Genomic DNA, 21709 nt, shown 5'->3' on the forward strand with positions numbered 1-21709 from the left:
CCGTCTACTGCTCGGCGACCTTGTCCGAAGCGGGCTGGCCCGGATCAAGAATCATGCCCGGCTTGACCTTGTTGGCGCCGTTGACGATCACACGTTCGCCCGACTTCAAGCCATCCACGATCTGCCACTGGTCGCCACGCATTTCGCCGGTCTTGACCGGGCGCACCTGGACCGTGTTCTGCTCATCCAGCACGAAGAGGGTGGACCCGCTGGCCTGGGACATGGCAACCGCGCGTTGGGGAACATAGATGGTGGTTCCTTCCTCGGGCAACGTGATCAGTATGCGGACAAACAATCCAGGCAGGAGCATGCCGTCCTTGTTGGGAAATTCGCAGCGCAGGGAAACCTGGCCCGTCTTTTCATCCACGGACACGTCCGAAAAGAGCAGGCGGCCCTTTTCAGTGTAGTCCACGTTGTCGATATGCACCGAGACCTCAGGCTCCCTGCCTGCGCCCTTGTTGGCATTCATGGCCGCCCGCACCTGAAGATATTGGGCCACAGGCTGGTTGATGTCGGCATAGATGGGGTCGAGTTGTTGGATCTTGGCCAGTGCGGTGGCCTCGTTCTTCCCAACCAGGGCGCCTTCCGTGACGTAGGCGGCCCCGATCTTCCCGGAAATGGGCGCTTCCACCGTGGCGTAGCTCAGGTCCAAAGTGGAGGTCCTGACCGAAGCCTCGGCCGCTTCCTTTTCCGCCTTGGCAACCTTGTAGTTGGCGGCAGCGGTGTCGTAGTCCTGCTGGCTGATGACCTTGGCCTTGAGCAGCGGGCCGTAGCGGTTCAGAGTGGCCTCGTAGTCGGCCATGCTGGCTTCCGCTTTGGCCAGATCGGCCTTGGCCTGAGCCTGAGTCGCCAGGAATTGGGACGGGTCGATGTGGAAAAGGACTTGTCCCTTCTCGACGAAACTGCCCTCCTCGAAATCGCGAGTGATCAGAATACCGGCCACACGCGCCCGAACCTCGGCACTCCTGACAGCGGATATGCGACCGGGCAACTCCATGATCTTGTTGTAAGGGGTGGCCTTCACGGTGATGATATCCACCTTGGGCATATGCGGCGGCGCAGCCTTGGCCTGGGCCTGTTCCTCACTGTTGCACCCGGAAAGGGCAACCAGTGCGGTCAAAGCCAAAAACAATGCCAGCCATGATATCTTGGTGCGCATTTTTCTTTATTCTCCCTGAATTATTCAATTATGTGCCGCAGCACAGATCAATCATTCTTCTTTTACAGCCTGAAGAATGCGCACATTAGCCGCATGTGGGTTAACAACGGGTTAACGCGTTGCGACACGCATATTCCAGGTAAAATGATATCCAAGAAAAGCGAGGCCACATTGTTGCCCCCCTGAACGACGATTTTTCGATGGCGCTCGAAGCGACACCCGATTTCATTTGTATATTCCACGAAAAAAGGCTTGGGAGAAAAACCTTCCAAGCCTATGAATCCATTGGTGGAACTGATGGAAATCGAACCCACTACACTTGAATGCCATTCAAGCTTATTGTTTGTAAATCACTTTTCCCTCGAACGCTTTCGGCAGATGTATATCAAACCGCTTCAACCCTTTTGGATTGAAATACATGATCCCATGTTGATCATCCGCTGTCGACAAATCCAGCACTGATATTCCATCAAGGATCTTTTTGGCGATAACGCCAGCAAGACGTCCATGCTCTTCACCGAACACAACGAGCGCACCGATAACGCCCTGGTCCCCAACGGCATAATCCTGGGTTGCGAAGACAGGGACCGGACTGTTCTTCGAAGTCCAAGAAACAACCTCATCATAGGGAATATGGGTTCCGTTTTCATTCTTAAGCGAATGATATATCGGCATCAAGATAATCTCGCTTTCGGATTCGAGCACACTGCGTTGCCAATCCGCCCAATCTGTGGCTTTTTTCCAACCAACAGTCTTCTCCTCGAATTCAATCCAGTCTCTCCCGCGAAAGGAGGATTTGATAATTGCATCCGCAGTAGGGCTCGTATCCATAAGGACGAGAAGGGAATCGGCTTCGGGTATGATATCAAACAGTATTCTGACCCAGTGCAACAGGGGGATCCGTTCTATCAAGCCGGTCACATTTTTCGGTAAAGAGACAAAATAATCACGAGGATTTCCGTTAATTCCAAAATACACTACCGGGACTCCGGTCGCGGCTATCTCCGGCCCGACCAAACGGAGGGCAGTGTCATCGCTCACCATGACCAGGTCAGGTTGTATCCGCCTGAACTCCTTCACTACCATTTCTGCCCTGCTTATAAATTTCTCCTGAGGAATTCTCTTGGTGTCCATGAAGAGTCTTTCGATGGACACGTCGCCGGGCAGGGCCTCCCGTATTCCCTTATCGCATTGCCGGGTCCAAGCTAAGCCTTCATCATAACTGTACACTATCAAAACTGTCCGCTGCTCGGCCAGGGAGGGCATTGCCAATGCCAAGACAAAGGTCAAGACGACAAACCAACTATTTCTCATTGTCCTTTTTGACATGCAGACCAGTCCTATGGATTCCCGGAAACACCCTTGGGATAACGCCTTTTTCTTCTTACATATGGTAACATGGCTAACACAAACAATATAGTAAATTAGAAATTGGAACTACTAAGAGCAGGCGCTTTTTCCGGATCGCCGAACGGCAAGCATGAAAAACGGATGCCACCTCCTACAACACTCTGATCCATTCGTGTGTTCTTTGTATATCCCACGAAAAAAGCTCAGAGGTACAACCATCCAAGCCATTTGATCCATTGGTGAAGTTTGAACAGATCCAACTTGCGGCCTCCTGAATGCCGTTCAAAGGGGCCCTTTTTTCATGCTAAGAATATTACTGTTTTTTTAGTCGAAGATCGTTTGCAGATGCCAAACCACGCCAGTGTGCTGTAAAGGCCATCACTGAAGATAAGACTTCACGTTATTTGGGCATAGCTTCCTGGCTGCATCTGTAAAGCCCTCCACCATCCGTTGCCGTACATTCCCCCGACCGATCACAGGATAGAAGGCAAACTGAAGCCGGATCAGCCCGGACATGGTGGGTTTGCACTGTATGCCAAAACAACAAAAGGCAAGACCTGACCCCATTTCTCTGACCCCATTTCTCTGTGTTTGGCGGGAATCAGATGTACTGCCAGACTTTGCCGATTGTTGTTTCCATAACAGCAACGGCGCAAAGATCGCTACAGGCTATCCCGACAAGCTCGGCCCGAAGCCTCTCTTCCCCCTGCCTTTTGTTGAAGGCGTCCATTACCGCAATGGATTCGCTGCGGGTGCGCGATTGCGGAGAGCTGCCGTCATGCGTCCGGGGATGGTAGCCTATGTAAATCTGTTTGACCTTTTCCTGTTCACTGTTCATATCCTGCCCTCGTTGGTTTATGGTTGTTCCGGGTTGTATCCTGGGCCGGTATCCGTAATCCGGCCTGGGGGTCAATGAATTTCATCCGCCTACACTTAATCCCTGGCGGTGCCTGCAAGCCTGTCCGCATCTCAAGCAGGCCCTTTTGCAATTAAAGTGGGGTCAGCCTCATTTCACTTAACAGCTAAAGTGCTATAAAAATGGCTTTTTTTATTAAATAGTCAAGTTTTTCTTGTTCGTGCCAAGCATTTACGCAGGACACGTTCTGCGCTACCGCACTCTAAGGCCGAAACACGCTGAAAATCCATTCAAACATGCCGCCCCCCAAATCCAAGCTGGGAGTAGCTGTTTTACGTTTCATCTCTGCATTTTTTTTTTTGTTCCAACGGAAGCGAGTCCACTTTTCGGACCACTGAGTGACATGCAGCTTAGTCAGGCTGCGCCTTCATGCCATCCACCCGATATCATATGCGTATCCTTTGTATATCCCACAAAAAAAGGCTTGGAAGGAAATCCTTTCAAGCCTTTAAATCCATTGGTGGAACTGGAAGAAGTCGAAACTCCGGCCCTTGAATGCCGTTCAAAGACACAACCCATGGCAACGCATCTTCAAGCCTCGCAAGGCGGAAGCCCCTTGAGTGGGCTCAAGGCAATCACGCCCTGGGTCTCTGGCGTCAGCGGCATCATCCTCCGGCAGTGACCAGAGTGGTGATGCCGGAGTCGGCCGAAGGATTGAACACCGAGAAGGAATTGAGAACGATTTTCTTTGGTCCGTAGAAGGCAAAGGGCCTGTTTTTTACATACGCCCAACGCTGGGTACCGTATTCAAAATGCCACCACTCGCCGTGGTAGTTCACGAATCCGGCCCGGGTCATGACGTCGAAAAGCAAACGGCGATTACTGAGAGCCACTTCTTCTTCGTCACTGAGTCCTTTCCCGCACTCAAGGCACTCCTCAAAGTAGCGGGTATTGGAAATCGGCCCGGGGTAGTCAAAGGGCGCTCCAAAGAAGAGTGGGACGCCGTCCGTGGTCGCGATGGTCAAATCCACCGCCCCGCCCGTTGCATGAGGCGACGGGCGGGTTTTTTCCAAACTGGGCGGCGCCACGAATTCTTCGGTCATTTCCTTGATGCTCTTCTCGTCCTTGTCCGGGTACGCCTTGGCCAGGGCCGAGCTGCAGGCACCGAACAGTGCGACCTGGGTTTCCTTACTCCGCCAGCTATCCAGAATGATCAACCGCAACCCTTCGGGAAGCAACGCATTGGCTTGCAGCAGCCTTTTTCGGATGGAGTCGCGGGCGTAGCATTCCGGCAGGGCCCGATCTATGCCCGCACCATAGTATGCCGGGCGGACCAGTATCTGATTTTCGGCAAGGGACAGGGGAACGAAATCCTCGTTGTTCTCGCGGATTTCAACGCCAAAGACGGTCTCCCATGATGGTGTACCCATTTTCGGGATAGATGGCGGATTGATTGGTTGTGTCATCGGTATTTCCATATGTATTTCAGTAGAACCTTGGGCTTTCGTGTGTAACGGGGAATCCTTGCATGTCGTGAAAGGTCAGGATCAATAGCCCAGCAATCGCGGCAGGAAGAGCGAGACCGTTGGGCAGAAGATCAACACGAGCTGACAGAGGATGGCGACCAGGACAAACGGCCAAATGTGCCTGAACATCTTTTCCAGGGGCACGGAGCCGATGGAGGAAACGATGTACACGCAGGCGCCCATGGGCGGAGTGATCAACGCGATGGTGATGTTGAGCGTCATCACAATGCCGAAATGGAGAGGATCGATTCCCGCGGCAACGGCAAGCGGCGCGAACACGGGTGTCAGCAGAACCAACGCGGCGATCTCTTCCATGAACATGCCCACCACGAAAATGATCAGGCTCATGAAGAGCAGCACCATTGACGGCGTCTTGGCATACTCCAGGACAATGGGAGCCAGCTTCTGCGGCACCTGTTCAGAGGACAGAATCCAGCCGACGATGGTGGCCGCACCGATAACGACAAAGATGACGCTGGTCAGCCGCACCGTACTGGCAATGGCTTTGGCGATGCTCTTCAAGGTCAGTTGGCGGGTCCAAAGGAACCCAACGATCAGGACATAAAGACTGGCCACTGCGCCCGATTCCGTCGGGGTCATGAATCCGAAAAGGATGCCGCCGATGATGATACCGGGCGCGACCAGCGAGGCCACGGCCCCACCCGTGGCCCTGATGAGTTCCGAAAAGGAAAACCTTGCATTGACGGTGGGCAGGTTGAGCCGGGAAGCGCTGATCCTGTGCATGCCCATGAAGGCGATACCGAGGAGCAACCCGGGGAGCACCCCAGCCATGAACAGCGCACCGACATTGGTTTTGGTCATGGCTCCGAACAGGATCATGAAGATGCTGGGCGGAATGATGGGACCGATAAGCGAACTTCCGGCGGTGAGCCCCGCGGCATACGATGCAGGATAGCCCCCTTTTTTCATGGCCGGTATCATGATGGAGCCGACAGCAGATGCGTCAGCGGCGGCAGAACCGTTGACTCCTGCGAAAATGATGCTGGCCACGACCGTGACATAGCCCAGGCCGCCCTTGAGGTGACCCACAAGGGCTTCTGCAAAACGAAGCAGGCGCGTGGTCAGCCCGGAACAGCCCATGAGTTCACCGACCAGGATAAAATATGGAATCGCCAAGAGTGAAAACGGCTCCATGCCTCCGTAGAATTGCTGAATCATAAGCCGGAACTGCGAATAATCCCCGATGTAGACAAAACCGCTGATGGCCGTCGCCAACATGGCGGCAAAAAGCGGCAGACCGCAAATCAATGCAATGAAAAAGACGGCTAGGAGCACAAAACTCATGATGCATCCTCCCCGACGGAATGAGCATCGCCGACCATTGGAATAAACTGTTGCAGGGTATACTGAATCAGCATGAGTCCCATGCCCACCGGGATGGACATCAGGGGGATGCTCTTCTTGATGCCCAGAGTCATGATGGTGAACAAGTGAAGCTTATAGGCATAGTTGTACCCGTAAAAGACCATGAACATAAGGATACCGGAAAAAACCAGCCCCCTGAGCACGGCAATGACCTGCCGCTGCGTCTTGGGCAGCCTGTCCACGACAATGCGGATGGCCATATGCTCCCCGCGTTTGAGGGCTGGAGCCGCGGCCAACATGATCATCCAGACGAGGGTGATCTTGGCGAGATCCGTGGTCCACATGGGAGGGCGAAAGAAACGACCGAACACACCAAGCATGACATCCAGCAGATTGATGATAAGGAGCGCCCCTGCCCCCATCAGACAGAGGCGCTCCAGGATGTCAGAAGCTTTTTTGCAAAAGCAAGCGACTGATTGCATTGTTATTCGGCTCCTGCTGCATTGGCCTTCTTGGCATCCTCAATGGCCAGATCAATCCAGGAGGAATCAATTTGATCCTTGAGCCAATTCACGTAGGACGGGCTGCCAAGGGCCTTGAATTGAGCGGATTCCTCGGCAGTGGGCGTGTAACTGATCATGCCCTTCTCCTCAAGGAACTTGACGCGGTTTTCCACCTGTGACTCGACAAATTCGCGAGTCTTGACGGTAGCTTGGTGCGCTGCGGTTTTCAGGGCAGTCTGCTGCTCGGCGCTGAGGGAGGAAAGCAATTCGTTGTTCATCAGCAGGAACTGATCGGAATACTGGACATTTGCCAGGGTGAGATGCTTCTGCACTTCATACAGGCTGCCCATGATGATATAGGTCGGCGGGTTCATCTGGCCGTCGGCAACACCGGTCTTGAGTGCCAGATAGACTTCAGTCCACGGAATGGGGGTGCCGGAAGCACCGAAAGCTTCATACATGGCAACCTGGCTGGCATCCATGGCCCGGTACTTGAGACCATTGAAATCGGCAGGTGAATGGATGGGCTTGTTGCAGGTGAATGCGAGAAAGCCGCCTTCTTCGATTACTTCCAGCAATTCGATACCCGTGCGCTCACGCAGGGTGGTGCGGGCCTTGTCCATGAAGCTGCTGCCGTCAAAAAAGAGGTGGGCGGCCTTGTAGCTGTCAAAGAGGAAAGGGATATTGGTGGCAAACATCTCAGGGAACACGGTCTGCAATCCGCCATACGAGGCAACGTTGATCATGGGACCGCTCATGACCTGCTCCATGCGCTGCTCTTCATTGCCGAGTTGGCTGTTCGGGAACAGGTTTATTTCGAGGTCTTTGCCGGTGGCTTTTTCAACCAAATCCTTGAACGTCACGGCGAAGTAGTGAACAGCATTGTCCTGCTCACTCGGCGGACCGTTGTAGCTCATTTTGATGGAAGTAGAAGCCAGGACGCTCGCAGGAATGGCGAGCGCCAACATCAGCACCAAGCACATAAATACGGTAAAACGCTTCATGGTGTCCCCTTTGAGAAGTTGAGATTTATTACTGTAAAGGCAGGCACCCCATGTGCATGCTTATTTATCAACAAAGTATCGGGCAACATATCCTGCCCGGTTCAAGCAGCAAGACAACCCATTCCGACGCCCCCCTGTCCGGAGACAGCATCCCATCGCCACACTACTCGTCCTCTTTGCCCTTGCCCCTTGCCTTGCTATGTATTTGCTTTTAAGAATACTTTTATTTTAATATCGCAATGCAATGTATAGTATTGCATTGCAATTTATCTGTGCAGATAGACTTTGTCAAGATTACTTTTCACAATAACCGACAACTCTACGCCATCAACCTTGGGGATAACGTTGAGTTATAACAAAACAGTGAATCGGAACGCCAACGCCTTGTACGCCGAAACACAGAGTCCCATTGTCAAAAAAGGAATTGGACTGAATCAAAAAGACAAGGTATCCCCTAGCCATGGTAAAGAAAGAGAAGACAAAACGAGATAACCCCCTGTTCGTTGCATCGCTGGAAAAAGGCGTAGTGCTGTTGGAAGCCTTTGATGAAGGCCACCGACGCCTTGGGCTGAATGATCTTGTGAAGTTGACGGGATTAAACAAAAGTGCTGTGCAACGTTTCCTGCATACCTGGGTGGCTCTTGGATACTTGTCCAAGAATGCCGAGACAAAACTGTACCGACTGACTCCCAAGGTCATGAGCCTCGGCTACAATTTTCTCAGAGGCGAACGTCTGGTGGAGGTCGCCACGCCCTTTCTGCTGGACGCCCGGGAACGAACCGGCAATTCCGTCTACCTGGGAACCCTCTACGACACTTCCATAATTTACCTGATTCGGCTGCCCCAACGCCTCCTCCTCTTGGAAGGAACACTCCCGGGTAGGCGCGTCCCGGCCTTCTGCGGCGGCAGAGCCTTTCTTTCCTGCCTCGACGACACTGAAATATTGTCTATCCTGGATCGTTCCAACCGTTCTGCCATAACGCCCTATACCATTACGGACATCGATGAAAACATGCGGGAGATCGCAACCGTGCGGGAAAAAGGATTTTGTATTTCCCAGCAGGAACAACTCATGGGCGAAATAGCTGTCTCCGCTCCCGTGCGCGACCTGCAGGGAGTGCCCCGGGCTGCAATCTATATTTCAGCAAGAATTACCGAATGGCCCCCGGATCGGGTGGAATCCGAACTCGCTCCCATTGCCCTTGAAACCGCCGGAATAATCAGCAGACAGTTGTAGCGAATCCCCTGCGGGGCGTGAGAAGGGACGATTATCCCAGCACAACGCAGCCCACCGATATCATTTGCATATCCCACGAAAAAAGGCTTGGAAGGAAAGCCTTCCAAGCCGTCATGATGGAGCTGAACCCACGACCGCTTGAATGCCATTTCAAGCACTCCCCAACCAAGCTAAACTATGGCAACTGACTATACGGCTATTCGACGACAACTCCTGGCCGAAAGGGATTGTGAGGCATAGGCACAGCAAATTGGGGATAGCGCACCCTCATTCCCAAACGGAATACTGCAATCGTAGAATCACCTCATCCTAACGCATTACACATTTTCCGATTCTTCTAAAAGAATCTCTTAACCACCTGTGACCACTGTCCTGCTCCATTCTCGGATGCCATATCATCAGATACTTGAATCCTGAAATTTCCTTGGGCGGTTCAATGATACGAATGGCAGTGTTAAGCCTTTCATGTTCAACCATTTTTTCAGGCACCGTTGCGATAAGATCCGTCCGCGCAACGCTCCTGATAGCCGTCATAAAATACGGCACATGGATTGAGCAGTGTCTCTCAGCCCCAATCTGCATAAGCCTGTGCTGCGGAATAGTCTGAATACCGTTAAAAACATTTACCCCGATGTGATTAGCCGCCATATAATCTCGCAGACTTATCCTCTTTTCATAGGTTGAATCCGCTGCGACGACGCATACGAAATGATCTTCATAGATAACCTCCGTATGGCACACTGGCGGGATATGCCCATCTGCAGCATTTAAAACCAGATCAACTCTGCCATGCAGCAAATCATCGTACCCTTGTTCATTCCAAGCCTGAAAATGAAATGTTGCCTTTTCAGCCGCAGGCAAAATCTTTTGGCAAAGATGTGGAGTGAGGACCGCCGCCGCATTATCCGTCAGAAGTATCCTGAAATGTGCGCTTTCCACCATGGGATCGAATTTGTCACCATCAATGAGGCGATCAATTTTAGGCAGCATCTCACTCAATTCATTATACAGTCTATACCCGACAGGTGTGAGTTCATACTCCTTCCCCATTCTTACCATGAGCTCATCGTTAAACAGATCGCGCAACCGCTGCAGAGCGCGGCTCATAGCAGGCTGGGAAAGAGACAGACGGTCCGCTGCGCGTGATATGTGCAATTCCTCAGCAAGGGCAGAAAAATAGACAAGAAGGTTCAGATCCACTCTTCTCAACTGTTCGATTTGCATAACACTCCTTCGGGGACCGCATGTTGGCCGACCATTTTCGCAAATTGCGGGGGTCAACCTTGGACATTCTCAGGGGCAACCCGCTAAAATACTCCATCATAACGGACAATTCCTTGGAGCCCAAGGCAGTTCGGCTCATACCGCCAAGCACTCAATGCGACCACTCATGCGTCACACACATACAAAGTATGCCATACTATGCATTTGATTTACACGTTTTCCAGTGTCACTATTCCTATAAACAGACACAAAAGAAAAGGAGCTGGAAATGGAAAAAACTGCCATCGTAACAGGATCATCACGCGGCATTGGCGCGGAAACAGCCAAACGACTGGCGCAAGCCGGTTTTGCTGTTGTCGTCAATTATGTGGGAAATCAGGAGGCTGCTGAAGAAGTAATCCTTTCGATAAAGACCCGAGGAGGACGCGCTGTTTGTGTCAAGGCGGATGTCAGCAAGCAGGATGAGGCCAGCCGCCTTTTTGACCAAGCAGAAAAGGAGTTCGGAGGCGTTGATGTCCTGGTCAACAATGCTGGCATCATGCAATTATCCCTTGTAGCAGAGACAGACGATGCAGCTGTCACACGGCATTTGGACATCAATGTAAAAGGGACGTTCAACACCTTGCGCGAAGCAGCTGAACGAATGCGGGATGGAGGACGAATCATCAATTTGTCATCAAGCGTCATTGGCCTGCGGCTCCCTTCCTACGGGATCTACGCGGCAACCAAAGCTGCCGTGGAATCGCTGACCATCACCATGGCTAACGAGATGCGCGGTCGCCAAATTACTGTCAATGCCGTTGCACCTGGGCCGACCGGAACAGATTTGTTCCTTGATGGAAAACCACAAGAGGTCATTGATAGACTCAGTAATGCGGCCCCACTGGAGCGCCTTGGAACACCTGAAGACATTGCGGACACAATCGTTTTTCTGGCGAGTCCGGAAGGCGGGTGGATTAATGGTCAGGTCATTCGCGCCAATGGAGGGATTGTCTAACCTGCACCCAACTCAGCAATTGCCATGAACAAAGTCAAAAATCAGCAAGGCACCTCATCTAATCACTCAGTCTCCACCAACACGGCATCTGACTGATTTTATTTGCATATCCTCAAAAGAAAGACTTGGAAGGAATACCTTCTAAGCCTTCATGATCTTGCGGAGATGAAAGACTGAAGACGTGCCTCCTTGCGGGCCATCCACTAAAGCCTGTTGCAGGAGTAGCAGATTCATCGACTGTTAATTTTTCGCTTTCGCCTGTTCATTCTCTTTAGCCCTTGATCAAGACCAAGGGTATGGCGTCCCCTGACTGCCGGTACAGTTTAACTGTCGATTCCTCATAGCCCCTCATCCCTTTGGGAGCTTCGTGAAACTGAATCCTGCGTTTTTTCATTGCCGTCACCGGCAAGGATTTCCGAGGGACGCCAAGACCATCAACGTCATGGGCCTGCACGACCTGGGCCGCGTGGCCCTGACTGGCCTCTCGGTCATGGACACAGTCACGGCCATTTCCGACTGCAACGACCGAGTGCCCCTGCAAGCCCAGCAGCCACCTGCGCACATCCCCACGTTTTCACTGCAAGAAAACACGCCCCCTATATCACCCCATGACGATACCATACGAGCCGGTTTCTTCGTGTTGAACTCTGGACGGAAAAGGCCTATAGGCACCCTAATCGAGATACAAAAGTCGGCATGACGGCCAATTACCGTACAACAGATCGAACCAAGGCGCCCTGCCCTTTCCAAACAACTTTCCGTTTCCATTGCGACAGCATGCTTCTTCGACATAACTACATTCAGGCTCTGGCCGCGCTGCTTTTCGGGGCCATCATTCTGGCAACTACCTGGACGGTATCTGTTGCCGCCACCTCTGGCGTGACGCCTTCCTCCACCCCGCCCCGGACAATCAAGATAGGTGGAGACATCAACTATCCCCCTTTCGAATTTCTGGGGGAAGATGGAATGCCTACGGGCTTCAACGTTGAAATAACCAGGGCCATTGCCAAGGCCATGAACTGCAACATACAAATTAGCCTCGGGCTTTGGAAAGGCATGCGTCAGGCCCTTGAATCCGGGGAAATAGATATGATTCAAGGCATATCCTATTCTCCGCGCCGAGCGCAACGGATGGTGTTTTCAAATCCGTACACAACCGTCGAATATGCTATTTTTTCAAGACAAAATACGCCGGTTGCCCTTCAGCTGGCCGATCTCCAGGGAAAATCCGTTCTTGTCGAAGACGGCGGAGTGATGTTCGACTTCATTTCCCGGAACTATCCCGACATCCGTCTCGTTCCCACCTACAGCCATGAAAACGCTCTGCGACTTCTGTCCACCGGCATGGGCGACTACGCCCTTGTCTCCCGCAAGGCGGGAATATACATCACCCGACTCCACGACATAGACAAGATTTATTCCGTGGGGACGGCCTTCTCCCTGCAAAAGTACTGTTACGCGGCCCTTCCGCAAAACAGGGACCTCATCCAGATTTTCAACACCGGCCTGGAAAAGATCAAGGCAACGGGAGAATACAGCAGAATCTGTGCACGCTGGCTCAACATCCCCGGCAAGGCCGAAATTCCCTGGAAACGCGTGACCATCTACGGTGTCATCATCATAACGCCATTACTCGCCATCATGGTGCTCGCCCTGTTTTGGAACAAGACGCTCCAAGCCCAGGTGGACGAACGGACCAAGACCCTTCGCGAAGAGGTCAAACTGCATCAACGCGCCAAACAGGAATTGCGGGACAAGCAGAAACAAATCATCCAAGCGGACAGAATGGCCACTCTCGGACTTATGGCGTCCGGTATCGCCCACGAGGTCAACACACCCAACGGGCTGTTTCTGCTCAATCTCCCGATTCTTCAGGATGTATGGGAAGACGTCAGACAACTGCTGAATGAACACGTGGCGAAAAAGGAAGACGTGATGCTGGGAGGGCTTTCCTTCAGCAACACCCAAGACGAAATAACGCAATTGATCACCGATATGCGGGTCGGTGCGGAAAGAATCAAGAGCATCGTCATGGAACTCAAGGATTATGGCAGACAGGATCCGCACCTGAGCAAAAAACCATTGGATATGAACAAGGTCGTGGCCGCCGCAGTGCGGTTGCTCAAGCCGACGCTGAACAAGTCCACACGGCATTTCAACCTGCAGATCCACGACCCCCTGCCACAAATAACAGCCAACGAACAAAAGCTCCAACAGATCATCGTCAATCTGATCATGAACGCCTGCCAAGCTTTGCCGGACCCCGGCCGGGCCATCACCGTCACCACGGGGATCGATGAAAAACTGAACGCCGTCATCGTGGAGGTAAAAGACGAAGGCGTCGGCATCCAGCCGGAGGACATGGACAAGATCACGACGCCCTTCTTCACCACCAAAAGGAACAACGGCGGCACAGGACTCGGGCTTGCCGTTTCGACCGCCATCGCCAAGGAGCACTACGGTATCATCGATTTCGAATCGACACCCGGCAAGGGGACAACTGCCATACTGGCGATCCCTCTCGAATCCTGATCCGTTGAACAGCCATGCCCACCCGAAATAAAACAAGGTGTTACCCATGACAGACGCACTGCAAGCCCCCCTGTTTCCGTCCTTTCAAATCCTTCTCGTCGACGACGAGCCCGCTTGGCTGCGGGGATTCAGCCTGGCGCTCGAACGTTCCGCAGGTATCAACAACGTTCTCGTCTGCCAGGACAGCAACCGGGTCATGGCCATTCTGGACAAGTCTTCCGTCGGCCTCGTACTGCTCGACCTCACCATGCCCGATATCGACGGCGAGGTGCTTCTGGGGGAGATCTCCGAAAAGTACCCCGACATAATGGTCATTGTCGTGAGCGGCATGAACCAACTGGAAACCGCTGTTCGCTGCATCCGCCGGGGAGCGTACGACTATTTCGTCAAGACGGACGCCCTGGAACACATCACCAAAGGCGTGCTCAACGCGATAAAATCCTACGACCTCGAAAGCATGCACAGTGCCATGCGCAACCGCCTCCTGAGCGGGGAACTCACCACCCCGGAGATTTTCTCCGACACCGTCACCATCAGCCCAGCCATGAAGCAGATCTTCCAATATATCGAATCCATTGCGCAAAGTTCGTTGCCGGTTCTCATTACGGGCGAAAGCGGCGTGGGAAAAGAGCTGATCGCCAATGCGGTGCACGAAGCAAGCGGCCGCACGGGCGAGATGGTCGGCGTCAACGTGGCCGGACTCGACGACAACACCTTTGCGGACACGTTGTTCGGCCATACCGTGGGGGCGTTCACCGGTGCCACTCGCCCCCGCAAGGGGATGGTTGAACGATCCAACGGGGGGTCGCTTTTCCTGGACGAAATCGGCGACCTCAGCCTGCAATCCCAGGTTAAGCTCCTCCGACTGCTTCAGGAGGGAGAATATTACCCCTTAGGCTCCGACCGCCCACGTTGCCTACAGGCTCGAATCATCGTGGCCACACATCAGGATCTCCGACAAAAGGAGCGCCAAGGGGAATTCCGGCGGGACCTCTATTACCGGCTCCAGATTCACCATATGCATATCCCCCCCCTGCGAGAGCGCAAGGAAGACATCCCCCTGCTCCTGAACCATTTCCTCGGTGAGGCCGCGCGGGAATTTGACAAAAAACTACCGCAATACCCCAAGGAACTCCCGGAATATCTAACCAACTATGCCTTTCCCGGGAACATCAGGGAACTCAAGGCCATGGTCTACGACGCGGTCAGCGTGCACAAATCCCACACCATGTCCATGGGCAGCTTCCTCAAGGCCATGCACCTGGAACCGCCATCCGATCAAACGGCGCCCGGACAGCTTCCGCACAAAGAATGGACTCCCTTTGACGGAATGCCCAGCCTGCCGACCATAACGCAATGCATCGAACTTCTGGTCGGCGAGGCCATGAAAAAAGCAAACGGGAATCAGACGCTGGCCGCGCGAATGCTCGGCATATCCCAACCGGCCTTGAGCAAACGCCTGAAGCACATACAGACAAAGAACTGATCCATCCGCACCCTGTTCCTGCGCCCACAAAAGGCTCATAACATTGGTTATATTATTCCGGCCGTTATAAAGCCTCTTCAACATGCTGAAATCATGGCACTTCGTCAACACTCCCTGACAAATCCATTCTCTTCGTTATAGGGGGTCACCGACCTGCCCCACTCCTGATATGGGATTTTGTCTGTAATTCAAGCCAGATAAACGATTCGATACCATTGGCACCGACTTTGTAATTACCTGAACGGAAAAGCAAGACGTCATCGCGGGCGTCATTCCTTCATCAAACCAAAGGTAATTACAATGAAAACACGTACTGAGCATGATTTCCTGGGTGAAAAAACGCTTGCCGCCGAAACCTATTACGGAGTCCAGACCCTCCGGGCGGTCGAGAATTTCAAAATCACCGACAACCCCATTTCCTCCTGCACCGAAATGATCGTAGCCCTGGGCTATGTCAAAAAGGCAGCAGCCCTCACCAACCTGGAACTCGGCATCCTGCCGGCCGACATCGCCAAGGCCATCTGTGGCGCCTGCAACGAAATCATCGCGGGCAAGCTGCACGACCAGTTCGTCGTCGACTGCATTCAGGGCGGCGCAGGCACGTCCACGAACATGAATGCCAACGAAGTCATCGCCAATCGCGCCCTGGAAATACTCGGGAAAACCAAGGGTGAATACGAATTCTGCCATCCCAACAACCACGTAAACTGCTCACAGTCCACCAACGACGTTTATCCGACCGCATTTCGCATCGCCCTGTACAACAAGTTGGAACGCCTCATTCGCGCCATCAACGAGGTCCAGTCCGGCTTTGCGAACAAAGGGGCCGAATTCGCCGACGTCCTGAAGATGGGACGGACCCAATTGCAGGACGCCGTGCCCATGACTCTGGGGCAGGAATTCTCCGCCTATGCGACCACACTGGGTGAAGATATCTGCCGACTGCAGGATGCGAGAAAGCTGCTGCTGGAAATCAACATCGGTGCCACCGCCATCGGCACCAGCATCAACGCCCCGTCCGAATACCCCAGGTTGGCCGTGAGCAACCTGCGCAACTTGACGGGACTCGATCTGGTCATCTCCCCCAACCTTATCGAAGCGACCTGGGATACGGGGGCCTATATGCAGCTTTCCGGCGTCCTGAAGCGCGTTGCCGTAAAGCTCTCCAAAATCTGCAACGACCTGCGTCTCCTGTCGTCCGGCCCCCGAACCGGGATCAACGAGATCAATCTGCCTAAAATGCAGCCAGGTTCCTCCATCATGCCGGGAAAGGTCAACCCCGTCATCCCGGAAATGGTCAACCAGGTAGCCTTCGACATCATCGGCAAGGACATGACCATCACCATGGCTTCGGAAGCGGGCCAGCTGCAACTCAACGTCATGGAGCCGATCATAGCCCACAGCCTGTTCCAGGGGATCGAACACCTCGCCCGGGCCTGCTTCATACTGCGCAAACGCTGCATCGACGGAATCACTGCCAACCGCGAACATTGCCGGAAGCTCGTGGAAAACAGCGTGGGCATCATCACGGCCCTCAACCCCATCATCGGATACGAAAATTCCGCATCCGTGGCCAAGGAGGCACTGGAAACCGGCGGCTCCGTCTACGACCTGATCATTAAACGCAAACTCATGGACAAGGAAAAGCTGGACCGGATTCTCTCCGCTGAAAACATGATGCACCCCCGTTTCTTCCAACAATAGCCACCCAAGCACCTACAGGAGTCTTCATATGTTTTGGATAGAACTGCTGGTTGTTCTTGCAGCCATTTTCATAGGCGCCCGTCTCGGCGGTGTCGGCTTGGGCGTCATGGGCGGAGTGGGCCTCGCCATTCTTACCTTTGTTTTTGGCGTGCATCCCACGGCTCCCCCCATCGACGTCATGCTCATGATCACGGCCGTCGTTACGGCGGCCGGGACGTTACAGGCCGCCGGAGGTTTGGACTTTCTCGTCGAAATCGCGGCGCATATTCTAAAAAGGAACCCCAGTCACATTACGTACCTGGGCCCGATCGTGACCTACGTCTTCACCTTCTTCGCCGGAACCGGCCATGTGGCCTACTCCGTGTTGCCCGTCATCGCCGAAGTGGCGAGAAGCACGGGGATACGTCCCGAACGTCCACTGTCCATTTCGGTCATCGCCTCGCAGCAAGCCATCACGGCCAGCCCCATTTCCGCCGCCACCGTGGCTCTGTTGGGTCTCACGGCGACCGCCGGGGTGGAGCTAAGCGACATCCTCATGATCTGTGTACCCGCGACCTTCGTGGCCTGCATGGTGGGGGCCTTCTTCGTCAATCGCATGGGCAAGGAACTTGCCACCGACCCAGAGTATCTCAAGCGACTGGGGACCCCTGAGCTGGAAGAAGCCCTGCTCAAAGCGCAAAGCGGTGAAGAACAAGTCCTGCCCAAAGCCTCCAGAAATGCCAGATACTCCGTCGGCCTCTTCCTGCTGGGCACCATCACCATCGTCCTGCTGGGCTCTTTCCCCGGAATGCGCCCGACCTGGACCACCGGCGACGGTGCCGTCATGCGCCTTGCCATGTCGAATGCCATTGAAATCGTCATGTTGACGGTTTCCGGTCTGATTCTGTTGATCAGTCGCGTCAAGGTTCAGAAGGTCGCAACCGGAAGCGTCTTCATGGCGGGCATGCAGGCCGTCATCGCCATCTTCGGCATAGCCTGGCTCGGCGACAGCTTCTTCAGCGGCAACATGGACATGCTGGGCGGCAACATCCGGACCATGGTCACATCGCAGCCGTGGACCTTTGCCATCGCCCTGTTCATCTTGTCCATCCTGCTGTTCAGCCAAGCCGCGACGGTCCGAGCGCTCATGCCGCTCGGCATCGCCCTGGGTATCCCCACGCCGCTTCTCCTGGCCATGTTCCCGGCGGTCAACGGATACTTCTTCATCCCGAACTACCCGACCGTGGTGGCCGCCATCAACTTCGACCAGACGGGCACAACGCATATCGGAAAGTATGTTCTCAACCACAGCTTCATGTTGCCGGGGCTCATCGCGACAAGCGGGGCCGTTGCCATCGGCTTCGTATTGGCCGGGGTCCTGTTGTAGCTCTCTCCTCCCTCATATGCCCGTTCCGGTAACAGACCTCCGCCGGAACGGGCACACCGAGGCGATGTCTCTCACGTTATAATTCACCAAGGAGTATTCATGCATACCGAAAGGGCTCTCCGCGTTGTCGTGCCCAACCAATACGCCGCGCTGCTGGACTGGACCCAGATGCTGACCGGCGCGATTCTGATTCTATTCATGTGGGGCCATATGTTGATGGTCGCAAGCGTCAACCTGGGCGTCGACGCCTTTGACTGGATTGCGAAGCTGCTCGAAGCCTTCCTGCTGACCCAGGTATTCGGGCCGGTCATCGGCCTGTTGTTCCTGATTCATTTTGCCGTCGCGCTCCGCAAGATTCCGGTCCGCTCCTTCGAACAGATCTCCATCTGGCGCCAGGCCACAATGCTCCGCCACAAGGACACCTGGCTCTGGTTGGTGCAGGCTGGCAGCGCAATGCTCATCCTCATTATGGGGTCCGCCCATATGTGGGTCGTGCTGGGCGACCTGCCCATCACCGCAGCCAAAAGCGCTGCCCGGGTGGGCGGTCTCTGGCTGCCCTTCTACCTCCTCCTGCTGCCGCTGGCGGAGCTGCACGTCGGCATAGGCCTCTACCGAATCGGCGTGAAATGGGGCTTCATTTCGCGCAGGAATCGCACGTTCTGCCACCGGACAGAGGTCATCGTTACCGCCGGGTTCATACTCATCGGCCTGACCACTCTCGTCCAATTTTGTATTCTCAACCTTCAACATTTATGAGTTCATCCATGCAGGAAGTTATTACGACAGACATGCTTTGCATCGGTGCGGGGCTGGCCGGAGAACGCGTCGCCATCGAAACCGCAAAAGCCGGATTCAATACCATCTGCCTCAGCTTGGTGCCTGCCAGACGATCCCACTCTGCCGCGGCGCAGGGCGGCATGCAGGCAGCCCTGGGTAACTGCGCCATGGGGGAAGGGGACAATCCGGATGTCCATTTCGCCGATACGGTCAAAGGCTCTGACTGGGGCTGCGACCAGGAAGTTGCAAGACTCTTTTGCGAAACGGCCCCCATCGCCATCCGCCAATTGGCCCACTGGGGCGTTCCCTGGAACCGCGTGGAGCCGGGGGAAGACGGATATTTCCAGGGCGGTAAAAAATACTCCAAGACCGAAAAGTCGGAAAACGCCGGTCTGATCACCGCGAGGAACTTCGGCGGAACCGCCAAGTGGCGCACATGTTACACCTCGGACGGCACCGGCCACACCATGCTGTTCACCATGGATAACAAGGCGACACAGGCCGGAATCGATATTCACGACCGTTGCGAGGCCGTTGCCCTGCTGCATGACGGCACGCGTTGCTTCGGCGCCGTCGCACGCTGCATGCGCACGGGGCGCCTGCGGATATACTATGCAAAGGCCGTCCTGATCGCGTCCGGAGGGTTCGGCCGCATCTACCGGGAATCCACCAACGCCGTCATCTGCACCGGAGGCGGCCAGGCCATCTGCCTGGACACGGGCATCGTGCAGCTCGGCAACATGGAGGCGATCCAGTTCCACCCCACGGGAGTGGTCCCCGGAAATATCCTGGTCACGGAAGGTTGCCGGGGTGACGGCGGCGTTCTCCTCGACGTCGACAAGAAACGGTTCATGCACATCTATGAACCGGCCAAGGCGGAACTCGCATCCCGCGACGTTGTGTCCCGACGCATGACCGAACACATCCGGGCGGGGAAAGGCGTGCCATCCCCATACGGTGAACACCTCTGGCTGGACATAGGCCATCTGGGCGCCAAACACATCAACACCCGCCTGCGCGAAGTGGAAGAGATTTGCACGAACTTCCTGGGCGTGGATCCCATTACCCAGCTCATCCCGGTTCGCCCGACCCAGCACTACTCCATGGGCGGCGTGCGCACGGACAAGCACGGCAAGGCCTACGGGCTGAAAGGACTGTTCGCCGCTGGCGAAGCGGCCTGCTGGGACATGCACGGCTTCAACCGTCTCGGCGGGAACTCCCTTGCAGAAACCGTGGTGGCCGGAATGATCGTGGGGCAAAGCTGCGTTCGTTTCCTCAAGGGTGAAAGCGCGTGTTTCGATACCGGAATCGCCAACGAGCAATGCAGGAATGTGCAACAGCGCATCCACACGCTGGTTGCCGGCAACGGCCGGGAAAAGGCTTTCTCCCTTCGCAATGAAATGCAGGATGTGATGATGGAGGGTGTCGGAATCTTCCGCAACGAACTGGGATTGAGCAATGCGTACACCCGGCTTGAAGAACTGCACGCCCGCGCCGCCAGCCTGAAGCTCGCCTCCAACGGCTGCGGCGCCAACGCCGAACTGTCCCTGGCGTTGCAGCTTCGCGGCTTGATTCGCCTTGCCCTCTGCGTCACGAAAGGCGCCCTGGAACGCACGGAAAGCCGGGGCTCACACGCCAGGGAAGACTATCCGGAAAGAAACGATCGCGACTGGCTCGTGCGGACCCTGAGCCGCTGGGATGTGGACAATGACCACCCTTGTCTCGATTACGAGCCCGCGTCCCGGGTCTGGGAAATCCCGCCGGGCGACAGGGGGTACGGAGGAGGAACAGTCATCAGCACAGACTCAACAAATAAAAAGGAAGCGTCGGAATGAACAGGAACCTGTACTTCAACATCCTCCGCTACGATCCAGAACAACCCGACATCGAACCTTACATGCAATCATATTTGCTGAAAGAGACCGAGCGAATGACCCTGTTCATCGCCCTGAACCGGTTACGTGAGGAACAGGATGCCTCACTCAAATTCGACTTCTGCTGCCGAGCGGGCATCTGCGGGGCATGCGCCATGGTCATCAACGGACGGCCGGGCCTGGCCTGCCACACGCAGACCAAGGATCTACCGGCCATCATTAATCTTTTACCCCTCCCGTTCTTCAAGCTCATCGGAGACCTATCAGTGGATACGGGCATCTGGTTCAGGGAAATGAACCGGCAGGTTGAGTCATGGATTCATACCAAGGAGGTATTCGATCCCCAAGCCTCTGAACAACGGATGGACAATTCAACGGCGGAACAAATCTACGAACTCGAACGGTGCATCGAATGCGGCTGTTGTCTGGCGGCATGCGGAACGGCGCGCATGCGCGAGGATTTTCTGGGAGCCGCCGGACTCAATCGCATAGGGCGCTTTCTGCTGGATCCACGGGATCAACGGAATGAACAGGATTTCTTCCAATTGATTGGCAGTGATCGGGGCATATTCGGCTGCATGGGCCTGCTGGCCTGTGAAGACGTCTGCCCCAAGCACCTGCCGCTTCAAGATCAACTTGGATTTATCCGCAGAAAGATGGGGTTGCGCGCCCTTCACAATCTCTTCAAACGCTGATTCGGCAACACGCCCATGGGGCCTTACCGGTTCCATGGGCGTGTTCGCACCACAACCTTCTGAAAGATGAAGCAAAAACAGGAAAAAACGTAT

18 protein-coding genes are annotated in these 21709 nt (G+C 54.5%); 10 read left to right on the forward strand and 8 right to left on the reverse strand.

Annotated features, from left to right (window positions below; all coding sequences use genetic code 11):
- Window positions 1-4: 4 nt before the first annotated feature.
- The 7 genes from DWB63_RS02465 to dctP form a co-directional block, all read right to left on the reverse strand.
- Window positions 5-1159 (reverse strand): efflux RND transporter periplasmic adaptor subunit, encoded by a 1155-nt coding sequence (locus tag DWB63_RS02465; protein WP_128327226.1) that lies wholly within the window; start codon window positions 1157-1159, stop codon window positions 5-7.
- A 336-nt stretch (window positions 1160-1495) separates the two neighbouring features.
- Window positions 1496-2488 carry an ABC transporter substrate binding protein gene (locus DWB63_RS02470; RefSeq protein ID WP_128327227.1) on the reverse strand — a complete coding sequence of 331 codons (993 nt, stop codon included), beginning with the start codon at window positions 2486-2488 and terminating at the stop codon, window positions 1496-1498.
- 622 nt (window positions 2489-3110) lie between these two features.
- A complete protein-coding gene (locus DWB63_RS02475; RefSeq protein ID WP_128327228.1) occupies window positions 3111-3347 on the reverse strand; it encodes a hypothetical protein in 237 nt (78 codons plus the stop codon).
- A 683-nt stretch (window positions 3348-4030) separates the two neighbouring features.
- Window positions 4031-4795: a M15 family metallopeptidase gene (locus tag DWB63_RS02480; protein ID WP_241648566.1), complete on the reverse strand. Its 765-nt coding sequence runs from the start codon at window positions 4793-4795 to the stop codon at window positions 4031-4033.
- 117 nt (window positions 4796-4912) lie between these two features.
- Window positions 4913-6196 (reverse strand): TRAP transporter large permease, encoded by a 1284-nt coding sequence (locus tag DWB63_RS02485; protein WP_128327230.1) that lies wholly within the window; start codon window positions 6194-6196, stop codon window positions 4913-4915.
- Window positions 6193-6699 (reverse strand): TRAP transporter small permease, encoded by a 507-nt coding sequence (locus DWB63_RS02490; RefSeq protein ID WP_128327231.1) that lies wholly within the window; start codon window positions 6697-6699, stop codon window positions 6193-6195. The genes DWB63_RS02485 and DWB63_RS02490 overlap by 4 nt, the downstream gene beginning before the upstream one ends.
- Before the next feature lie 2 nt (window positions 6700-6701).
- On the reverse strand, window positions 6702-7724 hold the full coding sequence (gene dctP / locus DWB63_RS02495) for a TRAP transporter substrate-binding protein DctP (protein ID WP_128327232.1): 1023 nt from the start codon (window positions 7722-7724) through the stop codon (window positions 6702-6704).
- A 460-nt stretch (window positions 7725-8184) separates the two neighbouring features.
- Here dctP and DWB63_RS02500 point away from each other — a divergent pair, with 460 nt between their 5' ends.
- On the forward strand, window positions 8185-8961 hold the full coding sequence (locus DWB63_RS02500) for an IclR family transcriptional regulator C-terminal domain-containing protein (RefSeq protein WP_128327233.1): 777 nt from the start codon (window positions 8185-8187) through the stop codon (window positions 8959-8961).
- A gap of 309 nt (window positions 8962-9270) precedes the next feature.
- On the opposite strand, the gene DWB63_RS02505 is transcribed toward DWB63_RS02500, so the two are convergent.
- On the reverse strand, window positions 9271-10185 hold the full coding sequence (locus DWB63_RS02505) for a LysR family transcriptional regulator (RefSeq protein ID WP_128327234.1): 915 nt from the start codon (window positions 10183-10185) through the stop codon (window positions 9271-9273).
- Window positions 10186-10453: 268 nt separating this feature from the next.
- Here DWB63_RS02505 and DWB63_RS02510 point away from each other — a divergent pair, with 268 nt between their 5' ends.
- The 9 genes from DWB63_RS02510 to DWB63_RS02550 all read left to right on the forward strand — a co-directional run bounded on the left by DWB63_RS02510 (window position 10454) and on the right by DWB63_RS02550 (window position 21616).
- Window positions 10454-11182 (forward strand): SDR family oxidoreductase, encoded by a 729-nt coding sequence (locus tag DWB63_RS02510; protein WP_128327235.1) that lies wholly within the window; start codon window positions 10454-10456, stop codon window positions 11180-11182.
- A gap of 367 nt (window positions 11183-11549) precedes the next feature.
- The gene (locus DWB63_RS02515) at window positions 11550-11882 is read left to right on the forward strand and encodes a hypothetical protein (protein WP_128327236.1); all 333 of its coding nucleotides are present in this window, start codon (window positions 11550-11552) and stop codon (window positions 11880-11882) included.
- 77 nt (window positions 11883-11959) lie between these two features.
- Window positions 11960-13714 carry a transporter substrate-binding domain-containing protein gene (locus DWB63_RS02520; protein WP_164879760.1) on the forward strand — a complete coding sequence of 585 codons (1755 nt, stop codon included), beginning with the start codon at window positions 11960-11962 and terminating at the stop codon, window positions 13712-13714.
- Window positions 13715-13760: 46 nt separating this feature from the next.
- On the forward strand, window positions 13761-15200 hold the full coding sequence (locus DWB63_RS02525; RefSeq protein ID WP_128327238.1) for a sigma-54 dependent transcriptional regulator: 1440 nt from the start codon (window positions 13761-13763) through the stop codon (window positions 15198-15200).
- 300 nt (window positions 15201-15500) lie between these two features.
- Window positions 15501-16904 (forward strand): aspartate ammonia-lyase, encoded by a 1404-nt coding sequence (aspA, locus tag DWB63_RS02530; RefSeq protein ID WP_128327239.1) that lies wholly within the window; start codon window positions 15501-15503, stop codon window positions 16902-16904.
- A gap of 28 nt (window positions 16905-16932) precedes the next feature.
- On the forward strand, window positions 16933-18270 hold the full coding sequence (locus tag DWB63_RS02535; protein WP_128327240.1) for an anaerobic C4-dicarboxylate transporter: 1338 nt from the start codon (window positions 16933-16935) through the stop codon (window positions 18268-18270).
- 99 nt (window positions 18271-18369) lie between these two features.
- Entirely contained in the window at window positions 18370-19026 is a 657-nt protein-coding gene (locus DWB63_RS02540) for a succinate dehydrogenase/fumarate reductase cytochrome b subunit (protein WP_128327241.1), read from the forward strand.
- A gap of 8 nt (window positions 19027-19034) precedes the next feature.
- Complete coding sequence (locus DWB63_RS02545; protein ID WP_128327242.1) at window positions 19035-20882, forward strand: fumarate reductase flavoprotein subunit; 1848 nt, start codon at window positions 19035-19037, stop codon at window positions 20880-20882.
- Entirely contained in the window at window positions 20879-21616 is a 738-nt protein-coding gene (locus tag DWB63_RS02550; protein WP_128327243.1) for a fumarate reductase iron-sulfur subunit, read from the forward strand. The genes DWB63_RS02545 and DWB63_RS02550 overlap by 4 nt, the downstream gene beginning before the upstream one ends.
- Window positions 21617-21709: the final 93 nt, after the last annotated feature.

This window comes from Pseudodesulfovibrio sp. S3 (genome assembly GCF_004025585.1).
In the GTDB taxonomy this organism is placed as follows: Bacteria; Desulfobacterota; Desulfovibrionia; order Desulfovibrionales; family Desulfovibrionaceae; genus Pseudodesulfovibrio.